At 70.2% G+C, this 12,090-nt stretch carries 11 protein-coding genes and 1 tRNA gene; 8 read left to right on the top strand and 4 right to left on the bottom strand.

The genetic code is table 11. The features are described from left to right. Positions 1–79 precede the first annotated feature (79 nt). Entirely contained in the window at positions 80–1,531 is a 1,452-nt protein-coding gene (pyk, locus tag AC1DYG_RS00730; RefSeq protein WP_477637983.1) for a pyruvate kinase, read from the top strand. A gap of 174 nt (positions 1,532–1,705) precedes the next feature. After that, a tRNA-Leu gene (locus tag AC1DYG_RS00725) sits at positions 1,706–1,788 on the top strand. Between the two features lie 119 nt (positions 1,789–1,907). Here the strand turns inward: AC1DYG_RS00725 and AC1DYG_RS00720 are convergent. Both AC1DYG_RS00720 and AC1DYG_RS00715 read right to left on the bottom strand, forming a co-directional pair. Then, positions 1,908–2,528 (bottom strand): hypothetical protein, encoded by a 621-nt coding sequence (locus AC1DYG_RS00720; protein ID WP_477637982.1) that lies wholly within the window; start codon positions 2,526–2,528, stop codon positions 1,908–1,910. A gap of 87 nt (positions 2,529–2,615) precedes the next feature. After that, positions 2,616–3,497, bottom strand: coding sequence for a hypothetical protein (locus AC1DYG_RS00715; protein ID WP_477637981.1), 882 nt, complete (start codon positions 3,495–3,497; stop codon positions 2,616–2,618). 119 nt (positions 3,498–3,616) lie between these two features. Between AC1DYG_RS00715 and AC1DYG_RS00710 the strand changes: the two genes are divergently transcribed. The 3 genes from AC1DYG_RS00710 (at position 3,617) to AC1DYG_RS00700 (ending at position 5,628) form a co-directional block, all read left to right on the top strand. After that, complete coding sequence (locus tag AC1DYG_RS00710) at positions 3,617–4,228, top strand: ANTAR domain-containing response regulator (RefSeq protein WP_477637980.1); 612 nt, start codon at positions 3,617–3,619, stop codon at positions 4,226–4,228. 2 nt (positions 4,229–4,230) lie between these two features. After that, positions 4,231–4,761 (top strand): N-acetyltransferase family protein, encoded by a 531-nt coding sequence (locus AC1DYG_RS00705; protein ID WP_477637979.1) that lies wholly within the window; start codon positions 4,231–4,233, stop codon positions 4,759–4,761. A 276-nt stretch (positions 4,762–5,037) separates the two neighbouring features. Continuing rightward, a complete protein-coding gene (locus AC1DYG_RS00700) occupies positions 5,038–5,628 on the top strand; it encodes a GNAT family N-acetyltransferase (protein WP_477637978.1) in 591 nt (196 codons plus the stop codon). A gap of 88 nt (positions 5,629–5,716) precedes the next feature. On the opposite strand, the gene AC1DYG_RS00695 is transcribed toward AC1DYG_RS00700, so the two are convergent. Beyond that, entirely contained in the window at positions 5,717–6,109 is a 393-nt protein-coding gene (locus AC1DYG_RS00695) for a PaaI family thioesterase (RefSeq protein WP_477638218.1), read from the bottom strand. A 103-nt stretch (positions 6,110–6,212) separates the two neighbouring features. Here AC1DYG_RS00695 and polA point away from each other — a divergent pair, with 103 nt between their 5' ends. From polA to AC1DYG_RS00680, 3 genes are all read left to right on the top strand, one after another. Further along, positions 6,213–8,885 carry a DNA polymerase I gene (polA, locus tag AC1DYG_RS00690; RefSeq protein WP_477637977.1) on the top strand — a complete coding sequence of 891 codons (2,673 nt, stop codon included), beginning with the start codon at positions 6,213–6,215 and terminating at the stop codon, positions 8,883–8,885. Between the two features lie 92 nt (positions 8,886–8,977). Continuing rightward, positions 8,978–10,534, top strand: coding sequence for an MmpA family trehalose lipid delivery protein (locus AC1DYG_RS00685; protein ID WP_477637976.1), 1,557 nt, complete (start codon positions 8,978–8,980; stop codon positions 10,532–10,534). Between the two features lie 145 nt (positions 10,535–10,679). Further along, on the top strand, positions 10,680–10,883 hold the full coding sequence (locus AC1DYG_RS00680) for a hypothetical protein (protein WP_477637975.1): 204 nt from the start codon (positions 10,680–10,682) through the stop codon (positions 10,881–10,883). A gap of 17 nt (positions 10,884–10,900) precedes the next feature. Here the strand turns inward: AC1DYG_RS00680 and AC1DYG_RS00675 are convergent, their stop codons facing one another. Beyond that, positions 10,901–12,052, bottom strand: a complete 1,152-nt coding sequence (locus AC1DYG_RS00675) for a glycosyltransferase family 4 protein (protein WP_477637974.1) — start codon at positions 12,050–12,052, stop codon at positions 10,901–10,903. Between the last annotated feature and the right edge of the window lie 38 nt (positions 12,053–12,090).

Below are 12,090 nucleotides of genomic sequence, written 5' to 3'. Positions count from 1 at the left end.
AGCGGCATACCTCGGCTTTGGGTGTCCGCAGGGTGACCGGGGTCACGTTCGGGGGCTGGTGACCGATAGGGTCGGTGGCATGCGTCGCGCCAAAATTGTCTGCACCCTCGGCCCCGCAGTTTCCTCCCCGGAGCGCATTCGTGAGCTCGTCGACGCGGGCATGGATGTGGCCCGGCTCAACCTCTCCCACGGCGAGTACGCCGACCACGAGAAGATCTACCAGGAGATCCGCAAGGCCAGCGACGAGACCGGTCACGCGGTCGGCATCCTCGTCGACCTCCAGGGTCCCAAGATCCGCACCACGCGGTTCAAGGACGGCCCGGTCGAGCTGGTCAACGGCGCGGAGTTCACCATCACGACCCGCGAGGTCGACGGTTCGGTGTCCGAGGTCGGCACGACCTACAAGGGCCTTCCTGGCGACGTGAGTCCGGGCGACGCACTGCTCATCGACGACGGCAAGGTCGCGCTCCAGGCCGTCGAGGTCACCGACACCGACGTCCGGTGCGTGGTGACCGTCGGAGGCACGGTGTCCAACAACAAGGGCATCAACCTGCCCGGCGTTGCCGTGTCCGTGCCGGCGCTGTCCGAGAAGGACAAGGAAGACCTGCGCTGGGCGCTGCGGCTACGCGCCGACATGATCGCGCTGTCGTTCGTGCGCTCCGCCGCGGACCTCGACGACGTCCACGCCGTCATGGACGAGGTGGGGGTCCGACTGCCCGTCATCGCCAAGATCGAGAAGCCCCAAGCCGTCGACAACCTCGTCGAGATCATCGAGGCCTTCGACGGCGTGATGGTCGCCCGTGGGGACCTCGGCGTCGAGCTGCCGCTCGAGGAGGTGCCGATCGTCCAGAAGGAAGCCATCGAGATCGCCCGCCGCAACGCCAAGCCGGTCATCGTCGCCACCCAGGTGCTCGAGTCGATGATCGAGAACCCGCGCCCCACCCGCGCGGAGGCCTCCGACGCCGCCAACGCCGTCCTCGACGGGGCCGACGCCCTGATGCTGTCGGGGGAGACCAGCGTCGGTGCCTACCCGATCATCGCCGTGCAGACCATGGCCCGGATCATCGAGAGCACCGAGGAGCACGGCCTGGAGCGGATTCGACCGCTCGGCACCAAGCCGCACACGATGGGCGGCGCCGTGGCTGCGGCCGCCGTCGAGATCGGTGAGCTGCTCGGGGCCAAGTTCCTCATCACCTTCAGCCAGTCCGGAGACACCGCCAAGCGGATGTCCCGGATCCGTCCGCGGATCCCCATGCTGGCGTTCACGCCCGAGCCACACACCCGGTCGCGGCTGGCGCTGGCCTGGGGCATCGAGACCTATCTCGTGCCCATGGCCCGGCACACCGACCAGATGGCCCAGCAGGTCGACAAGTCGCTGCTCGCGTCCGGCCGGGCCCAGGAGGGGGACCTCGTCGTCATCGTCGCCGGCTCGCCCCCCGGCATCCCCGGGTCGACCAACGCCTTGCGCGTGCACAAGATGGGTGACGCCATCAACAAGGTGGCCCCGGCCTACGAGGACCTCGCCGACTGACCCGCCACACTGCCTTGCCAGCTAGCGTCCGACGGCGAGGGGGTGCGGTTTGTCGTCCGGACGTACCGCACCGCTATCCTTTCCGAGGCCGCCCCAGCGGCCGCCGCCGAAGAGCTGAATGTTCGGCGAGCCGAACCTGATGTTCGGCAAGCCGCTGAACATGATGTTCGGCAAGCCGAAGTGGTGGAATGGCAGACACGGAGCACTCAAAATGCTCTGCTCGAAAGGGCGTGCGGGTTCAAGTCCCGCCTTCGGCACCCTGGTGGGACGGCACTTCCAACCTCGGTGGGGACAGCGCCCGAGTGCTTTCCCGAGAGCCCTGTGGAGGGCGGGCGGCGGCGCGATCCCGTCGGGTCAGTAGGCGTCGACGTGAAGGTCAGTAGGCGTCGACGTCAACTCGGTCGACCCTGCGGTGGAACCGCATGCCGGCTCTGCCGCCGACGACGGCGCCGACCAGGCTGGTGAGGGCGGCGAGGACGAGCGCGACCACACCGGCGGTGGTGAGGTCGGAGGTCTTGACCGGAAGGCGCGGGAAGCTGTTGAGCTGCCCCAGGACGTCGTACTTGCTGCCCGCCACGGCGCCGATGATGCCCACGATCACGATGATGACCAGGGCCCACAGCCAGACGGCCACGCCCTGCTTGGCGCCGTTGAACCGAGCCATGCGAGCTGCGACGTAGCCGCCGCAGTAGTAGCTGACGAACAGGATGACCGCCAGCGCCACAGCCCCCACGATGCCGACCGTCCCGACATCCTCGGAGGCCTGCTGGGCCGCCTCGGTGGCGTCGGTTCCGGTCCCCAGACCGACGGCGGCACCTGCGGCCGCCAGGATTGCGGTGAGGATCACCGCCATACCCATGGCGGTCAGCCAGCCGAAGAAGGCGGAGCCCACCTTCATCCCGCCGAACCGGTCGGCCTGCACCGCGGCACGCCTCTCGCCGTATGCCGCGTGCTCGTCGTCGCGCCCGTACTCCTGGTACTCGTTCGTGCTCGTCATGTGGGGCTCCTTGTGGGGGCTCAGGGGGAGTGGCAGTTGATACCTGCCGCTCCACCCTGCTCCGAGTTGTTTGTCATGTCGAGCTCGCTACCTCCAGCCGGTCGTGTGGACGGCGCAGCGACCCGCGGCGGGATCGCTGTGTCGGCTCACGACGCTTCGGACGGCCCAGCGGATGCGACGACGGGTCAGGAGCAGGAGCACTCCGACCCAGAGAGCGATGGCCCAGCCCTGGGGGCCTCGGGGCGGGACGGGTGGTGGGGGGTACGCGCCGTCGAACAGACCTGCGGCCTGCTCGAAGTGGTTCTCCGATCCCGGGTAGAGGGTCTCGTCCACGAGGTAGAGCACCGGAAGCAGTGCGATCCCGCCCGCGATGGTGCACACGGCCCACTGGTCGACGTGGCGTGACTCGTGTTCGGCGACCCCGCGAGCCCGCACGGGGTTGATGCGCGGAACGGGGGAGGCCATGAACACCTCGCCGACCATGCTGCCCATGTGCTCCCCGGCCTGTGGCACGAAGGCCAGGGTGATGGGCGGATCGCCGACGCTGCACAGGCCCTGCCCCCGGACCTCCGCGAACCCCAGCGCAAGCCCGCTCACGGGAGCCGTCATCGCGGAGCGCACCGTCGACCACAGGGGCGGCCGCCTCGGAGCGCGCGGGTCGATGACGCGACGCCCTTCCGCGATCGAGGTGTCGGCGGCGCAGGCGGGCAGCTCGCGGGCACGCTGGGAGACCCGCAGCCCGAACCCGGCGACAGAGAGGAGCGCCAGGAGCACCATCGCGGCCAACAGTCGTCGGTGCCGGCGCTGGCAGAGGTCACACGCGAGGACCCGGCGAGGGCGCAGCAGGCGGGTGCGGGGGAGCACGAGGAACAGCCCAGCGAGGCCGCCGCCCAGGAATGCCACGACCGACCAGACCACCCGCATCGACGCGGAGGTCGGTCGGCGCCGAGGACGGGCTGTCTCATCCACAATGCCCTCCATCTGGTCGACACCATCATGGTCGTTTCGACGGTCTGCAACCAGAGCGACTCGGCCTCGACCGCGCCTCCCGCAACGTGCCGTTAACGCGAGTCCCCTAGGCTCTCTCCGTGAGCCAGACCGAATCACCCGCGCCCCAGAAGTCCACCAAGACCCGGATCCTCGTGGCGGAGGACGAAGCCCTCATCCGCCTCGACCTGGCCGAGATGCTGGTCGAAGCCGGCTACGAGGTCGTGGGGCAGGCCAGCAACGGTGAGCAGGCTGTCGAGATGGCCACCGAGCTGACCCCCGACCTGGTGATCATGGACGTCAAGATGCCGGTCATGGACGGCATCACGGCGGCCGAGCAGATCGGGGCCGCTCGCATCTGCCCGGTCGTGATGCTCACCGCGTTCAGCCAGACCGAGCTCGTCGAGCGGGCGCGGGACGCGGGCGTGATGGCCTACATCGTCAAGCCGTTCACCGCCTCCGACCTCTCCCCAGCCATCGACATCGCGCGGCACCGCTGGACCGAGGTCAAGGCCCTCGAGCAGGAGATCTCCGACCTCGGCGAGCGGCTGGAGACCCGCAAGTCGGTCGACCGCGCCAAGGGCGTGCTGATGAAGAAGCTCAAGATCACCGAGGCCGAGGCGTTCCGCTGGATCCAGAAGACCGCGATGGACCGGCGCCTCGGCATGCGCGAGGTCGCCGAGGCGGTCGTCGCCGGGATGGACAAGGCCTGACCGTGGGCGTGGAGGTACGCCGCGCGGAGCCGGCCGACTCCGGGGTGCTGGCCGAGGTGGCAGCCGCGACGTTCGCCCTGGCCTGTCCGCCGCACACCACGCAGCAGGCGATCGACACGTTCATCACGGATGTGCTTTCGCAGAGGTGCTTCGATGGCTACCTCGCGGACCCGCACCGGGACCTGTTCGTCTCCGTCGACGGTGACACGGTGACGGGCTACGCGATGGTGGTGAACGGCGACCCGGCCGATCCGGACGCGCGGGCCGCCCTCACCCTGCGACCGACGGCAGAGCTGAGCAAGATCTACGTCCTGCCCGACCACCACGGCGCCGGCACGAGTCGGCTGCTGATGCAGGCTGCCATCGAGGCGGCGCAGGCTCGGGGGGCGGTCGGCGTGTGGCTGGGGGTCAACCAGGAGAACGAACGAGCTCAGAGGTTCTACGTCAAGAGTGGCTTCGCCAGGGTCGGTACCAAGCGCTTCCTCGTGGGTGACCGCTACGAGCACGACTACGTCTTCGAGCGTGCCCTGTGACGACGCTCCAGAGCGATTCCGGGCAGGGGTCATGACTCGGCCTCGCCACCGATGTGAAACGCAGGCAACGGTCCGAGGGGGCGCCATCCTGCGCTGTAACAAACGTGGAACACCGGCATCGCACAGAGTTAACGCAGGAAAGTTGTTGAACCCTTCACGAAGGCACGCGAATGGGCCTAGAGTCCTGAGTCGGTCGCCTTTCGAGGCGCCGCGGCCGTCGGGGGAGCCGCCTGCAGTGGTGAGCAGCAGTGCCAGACCGACGATGGAGGAACCCCGGTGAGCCGTCCAGCGATCAGCGTCAGGCGTGTCTCCGTGGACGAGGAGCGCACCTTCACCGAGCTCTGGCTGTCGTCCCGTGTCGAGGCGGGAGTCGGTCCTGAGGTCGCTGCCCGTGCCGCGTCCGAGGGGCGGGTGGCCAACGCACTGCACCGCGAGGACGTCCGGGCCTACCTCGCCACCGCTGATGGCCGGGCGGTCGGTTTCGCCGTCGCGGCCACGAGCCCGTTCTCGTCGCTCACCGACACCCCGTGCGTCACCATCGACCAGCTCTACGTCGTCCCCGAGGCGCGCAAGCACGGCGTGGCCAGACAGCTGATGACCGCCGTCACGCTGTATGCCGACTCGCGCGGGTGCGACCAGATCGGCTGCAACGTCCCGGCCCAGCACCGCGAGGCCAACCGCTTCTTCGCCCGGCTCGGCTTCTCGTCCCAAGTGGTTCGCCGGGTGGCCAGCGTCGCCGCCCTGCGTCGCCGGCTCGGCCAGGACGAGCCCAGGCACCACTCCATCGAGGCGCTGCTGCACCGTCGCCGGTCGCTGCGAGCACGCGCGACCGCCAGCGCCAGCGCCGACAGCCGCCTCGCGGGCTGACCTCACCCCACCCGGGGCAACGACGAGGGGGTATGCCGTTCACGCGGCATACCCCCTCGTCGTCGGCTTTGACGCGCGGTGGGCGCCCTCAGGCGCCGGGGGCGCCGTCGCGCAGCAGACAGGTGATCCGGCAGGTACAGACCCGCTTGCCCTGGTCGTCGGTGATGACCACCTCGTAGCACGCGAGGGTGCCGCCGAGTGACAGCGCCGTGGCCGTGCCGGTGACGAAACCGGACCGGGCCGCGCGGTGGTGCGTCGCGTTGATGTCGAGGCCCACGGCGATCCTGTCGGGGCCGGCGTGCAGGGCGGCGCCGATCGAGCCCAGCGTCTCGGCGAGGACCACCGAGGCGCCACCGTGCAACAGACCGTAGGGCTGGGTGTTGCCCTCCACGGGCATCCGCGCGACGAGCCGCTGGGGGGATGCTTCGAGGACCTCGATCTCCATGCGGTGGAGCAGCGACTTCGGGTTCAGGGCCTGCATCGCCTCGAGGGCCTCGGTGAAGTCGGCGCCGTGGTGGTCATGGTCGGGGCTGGCGGTGCGGTCGGTCACGGGAGTGTCACTCATAACCAATAGGCTGCCATGCGTGAGTCGCCTCCTGCTCCTCGACGGTCATTCCCTTGCCTACCGCGCGTTCTTCGCGCTGCCCGCCGAGAACTTCTCGACCAGCACCGGGCAGCACACCAACGCCGTCTACGGCTTCACGTCGATGTTGATCAACGTCATGCGCGACGAGCAGCCGACCCACCTCGCGGTGGCGTTCGACGTGTCCCGCCAGACCTTCCGCACCGAGCAGTACGCCGAGTACAAAGCCGGCCGGTCGGCCACCCCGAGCGAGTTCAAGGGTCAGGTGTCGCTGCTCCACGAGGTCCTCGACGCCCTGCGGATCCGCTACGTCGAGGTGGACGGCTACGAGGCCGACGACGTGCTCGCCACCCTCACCACCCAGGCGCTCGCCGAGGGGATGGAGGTGCTGATCTGCTCGGGCGACCGCGACTCGTTCCAGCTGGTCACCGACACCAGCACGGTGCTCTACCCCGTCAAGGGCGTCTCCGAGCTCGCCCGGATGACCCCGACCGCGGTGGAGACGAAGTACGGCGTGCTGCCCGAGCGCTACTCCGACCTCGCGGCGCTCGTCGGCGAGTCCTCCGACAACCTGCCCGGCGTCCCCGGAGTGGGTCCCAAGACGGCCGCCAAGTGGATCGGCCAGTACGGCGACCTCACCGGGCTGGTCGCCCACGTCGACGAGATCAAGGGCAAGGCGGGCGAATCGCTGCGCGAGCACCTTGACGGCGTGCTCCGCAACCGACGCCTCAACCAGCTCGTCCGCGACCTCGACGTTCCCGTCACCATCGCCGACCTCGAGCGCCAGAACTGGGACCGCGAGCAGGTGCACGCCGTCTTCGACAGCCTCGAGTTCCGTGTCCTGCGCGACCGGTTGTTCGAGTACCTCGACGCGCCACAGGAGGAGGCCGACCACGGCTTCGACCTCGACGGCGCGCTGCTCGGGCCCGGCGAGGTGGCCGGGTGGCTGGAGGAGTACGCCGCGCCCGGCGCCACCGTGGGCGTGCACCTCGTCGGCCAGTGGGGCCGTGGCACCGGGGACGCGACCGCGCTGGCGCTGGCCACCGACGGTGACGCGGCGGCATACGTCGACCTGACCACGCTGGACCCGGCAGGGGAGGCGGCAGTCGGAGGCTGGCTGGCCGACGCGCAGCGTCCCAAGGTGCTGCACGACGCCAAGGGACCCCTGCTCGCGCTCGCGGCGCGGGGCTGGAGCGTCGCGGGGATCGCGACCGACACCGCCCTGGCCGCCTACCTCGTGCGACCCGACCAGCGCTCCTACGACCTGGCCGACCTCGTGCTGCGCCACCTCGGGCGTGAGCTCCGGGCCGAGGCGGACACCTCGGGCCAGGGGCTGCTCGACTTCGGGGACGAGGGGGACGCGGGAGCCCAGGACGCGATGGTCCGTGCCCGCGCCGTGCTCGACCTGGCCGGCTCGCTGGCCGAGCAGCTCGAGGCCACTGGCGGCACGTCCCTGCAACAGGACGTCGAGCTGCCGCTCGAGCAGGTGCTTGCGGGCATGGAGCGCACCGGCATCGCAGCCGACGTGGAGGTGATGACCGGGCTGGAGGCCGACTTCGCTGCCAAGGTGCGCGAGGCGCAGGGTGACGCCTACGACGCCATCGGTGGCGACCAGATCAACCTCGGCTCGCCCAAGCAGCTCCAGGTGGTGCTGTTCGAGACCCTGGGCCTGCCCAAGACGCGGCGCACCAAGACCGGTTACACGACCGATGCCGATGCGCTGACCGACCTGTTCACCAAGACCGAGCACCCATTCCTCGAGGCGTTGCTGCGGCACCGCGACGCCTCGCGACTGCGCGTCACGGTCGAGGGTCTGCTCAAGTCCGTGGCCGACGACGGGCGCATCCACACGACCTACCAGCAGACCATCGCGGCGACCGGTCGGCTCTCGTCGACCGACCCCAACCTCCAGAACATCCCGATCCGCACCGACGAGGGACGCCGGATCCGTGAGGTGTTCATCGTGGGGGAGGGCTACGAGTCGCTCATGTCGGCCGACTACAGCCAGATCGAGATGCGGATCATGGCCCACCTGTCGGGTGACGAGGGTCTGATCGAGGCGTTCCGGTCGGGCGAGGACCTGCACCAGTTCGTCGGCTCGCGGGTCTTCCACGTCGAGCCCGAGGACGTCACCTCGGCGATGCGCTCCAAGGTCAAGGCGATGTCCTACGGCCTGGCCTACGGCCTCTCGGCGTTCGGGCTGTCCAAGCAGCTCACCATCTCCACGGGTGAGGCTCAGGGCCTCATGGACGAGTACTTCGCCCGGTTCGGCGGGGTGAAGGACTACCTCGACTCGGTGGTCGCCGAGGCACGTGGGACGGGCTACACCGAGACCATGCTGGGCCGCCGGCGCTACCTGCCCGACCTGACCAGCGACAACCGGCAGCGCCGCGAGATGGCCGAGCGGATGGCGCTCAACGCTCCCATCCAGGGGTCGGCCGCCGACATCATCAAGCTGGCGATGCTGCGCGTCGAGGCCGCGCTCACGGACTCCGGCGCGCAGTCGCGCCAGCTGCTCCAGGTGCACGACGAGCTGGTCCTCGAGATCGCGCCCGGTGAGGCCGCCGACGTGGAGGCGTTGGTCCGCCGCGAGATGGGCGGTGCGATCGAGATGGATGTTCCGCTCGACGTCAGCGTCGGGGTCGGCCGCTCCTGGCACGACGCGGCCCACTGAGCGGCGCCGAGGTGCCGGCTCCGGCCGCGGCCGCCCAGCTCGGGGCTCGCGACGCTGCAGTCTCAGCCCACCGCGCGAGGCGCGACACTGTCGTGGCTGCGGTGGTCTCGCTCGTGGTCACGGCCGTTGTCTGCGGACGGTCCCTGGGTAGCGGGCTCTACCTCTACCGCGACTTCGTCACCGTCCCAGGGCCGGTGTGGAGTCCCTCGACCTGGGGCGACGGGCAGGCGCCCCGCGCAGTGCCCCTCGACGCCGTGATGACAGCCCAGTCCGGGCTCGTGCCGACAGGGGTGCAACAGCAGGCGATGCTGGCAGGTGCGGTCTTCCTGGCAGGGCTCGGCACGGCCGTCCTGCTGCGCCGGTGGGGGCTGGCCGCCATGATCACCAGCGCAGTCCTGGCGATGTGGAACCCCTACGTCGCCGAGCGCCTGCTCATCGGGCAACCGCCGACCTTGCTCGCCTACTCGATGACGCCCTGGCTCGTCGCCGTGGTCCTCTCCAGGTTGACGGGAGCGAAGTCGCTGCTGCTCCTCGCGCTGACCGGGCTGCCTGCGGCCCTGACGCCGTGGGGTGGGCTCGTCGCCGGTGCCGCCGTGCTCGGCTCGTCGGTCGTGGCTGCGCACCGCCGCCGGGCCGGGTGGCTGGTCGGGTGCGTGGCGGTGATCACGGGCTGGTGCCTGCCGTGGGTCGTCCCCGCGCTCGCGCAGGGCTCCGGTGCCGCGGATGCCGATGGCGCTCGGGCCTTCGCGCTGGCTGCGGACTCTCCACTGGGCGTTCTCGGGTCAGCCATGACCTTGGGCGGCATCTGGGCCTCGGGTGCCCAGCTGGCGTCGCGCGTCGAGATCACCTCGGTGGTCGCGTCGTGCCTGGTCCTCGCTGTCGCGGGGGCAGGCGTCACCGCCCTCCACCGTCGGGGTCGTTCTGCGCTTGCTCTCGGCCTCGCCCTGGCCTGGGTCGGGCCGCCCCTGACCGCGTGGGCGCTCTCGACAGGACCGGGCCTGTCGGTGTTCACCGCCCTGCAGGCCGTCCCGGGCGTGGCCATCGGCCGCGACACACATCGCTGGCTGGGGCTCAGCGCGCTGGCGGCAGCGGTACTCGTCGCCGTGGCGGTGGCAGAGCTGAGCCGCGGGCTCCAGCGCCCTGGGGGACGGTCATCGGGACGCGTCGTCCCGACCACCGCGGTCCTGGTGATGGCGAGTCTCGGCGTGATCTCGGCGCCGGACCTGCCCAAGAGGGTGCACGCGGCATACCAACCGGTCACGATGCCGGCCGACTGGGAGCCCACCGTGCGCGCGGCAGCGGCGGCCGCCGGCAGTGGAGCGGTGGCCGTCCTGCCGTGGCAGCCGTTCAGGGCTGTGTCCTGGGCCGGTGGGCAGCCCTTCCTCGACCCGCTTCCGAGAGCCCTGCCGGGTCGGGTCGTGACGGCACACCAGCTCACCGTGGTGCGAGAGGGTGAGCCGGTCACGGTCGACGATGACCCCGTGGAGCTGACGAGGTGGCGGACCGGCCCGCTCGACGTCGCAGACCTTCGGGCTCGGGGAGTGGCAGCCGTCGTGATCTGGAAGGGGACACCTGGCGAGGTGCCGCCGATGCCGACCGGAATGCACATCGTGAGCGACTCCGCGCATTTTGCCGTCTGGGCGCTGTAGTCGGGCGCTGCAGTCGGGCGCTGTCATCGAGGCAGTCATCAGGCCCTGGGACACGCCGCGGGGCGCGAATTTCCGGGGATTGCACTAAAAAGCCAACCAGCCGGTAACATTCCCGGGACACCACTAGCCGGGGAGGCCCTGGAGTATGAAGTTTTTCCGTCCAAACGAGCGTGGCGAGGTTTCGTCAGCAGTTGCCGTCACGCTGCTCAGCCTCGTGCTTGGTGGGGGCGCCGCCGCCGCTGCCGTGGTCACCGTGGTGAACACGCAGGGCCCTGGCGACAGCGCCGCGGTCGAGTCGGGTCAGAAGGACCTCGTCGACCCCGCCCAGATCATTCCCTACGGCGGCTGATCAGTCACCGAGGCTGACTAGCCCTCTACTGCCTGGGAACGGGCGTCGGTCATCGCGATCGGCGCCCTTCTCTGTGCCACATGGGTCAGAAGTCGCTCCCAGTAGTCGGCCGTTCCCGTCCACGTGAACTGCCGGGCGTAGTCACGGGCGTGCTGCCCCATCTCGTCCCGGCGGACCCGGTCGGCGAGCAGCTCCGACACCTCGTGCGTCATGGCGTCGAGGTCCTCGACCAGCACGCCGGTGCGGCCGTCGACGATGGACTCCGACAAGCCGCCGGCGTCGTTGTAGGCGATGGTCGGGACGCCGTGGCTGGCCGCCTCCACGACACACAGTCCCCAGCCCTCTTTGACGCTGGGCGCCAGGGCGAGCCACGCCGCGGCCAGCTCGGCGTGCTTGGTCTCCTCGTCGACGAAGCCGAGCAAGGACACGTCGTCCTCGACGCCGGAGAGGTGGGCGTGCTCGACGATGCGGTCGTGCCACCATCCGTGGCCGATGACGCGCAGCTGGAGGCCGGGGTGCGTCGGCCGGAGCCGGGCGACCACGTCGATGGCGTGTTCGACTCGTTTGTGCGGCACCAGCCGCCCGAGGACGACGATCGTCGGTCGGTCGCCGCGAGCGACGCCGAGCGAGCGTGGGGCGTCGGTGCCGTTGTGGATGACGGCGATGCGTTCGCGGTCCACCCCCAGCTCGACGAGCTCGTCCCTCGTCCGGCCGGACACGGCGACGTACTGCCGGGTGCGATAGGCGCGGGGGGCCACCCTCGACTCGATGAACCAGCCGATCCGGGCCGCCAGCGGACCGAAGACCACCGGCCACTGCTCCCGGTGCACGTGGTGGACCAGCACGACCAGCGGGCTGCTGGTGCCCCAGGCCGAGAAGAAGGGAATGCCGTTCTGGGTGTCGACGACCACGTCGTACGGTCCCTGGTGCCGCTCGTCGCGGCGCAGCGCCCGCACGGCCGCGGCATACACGCCCAGTCGGCCGCCCTGACGGCGGTAGGTCACGCCGTGCAGGGTCTCCCGCGGCGGGGCGTCCCCGTGGGCGGCGCAGTAGATGGTGACGTCGTGCCCGCGGCCGGCCAGATGCTGTCCGACGGTCTCGAGGTAGTGCTCCGCGCCACCGCCCTCAGGGTGCGTCGCATCGCGCCAGCTGAGAAGAGCGATACGCACCTGTGGAGATCCTCACACGACCGGAGATTGGCTAAGTT

Source organism: Pedococcus sp. P1_H8 (genome assembly GCF_056405175.1).
Note: the sequence above shows the minus strand (reverse complement) of the source record. Positions and strands in the feature narration are given on the sequence as shown.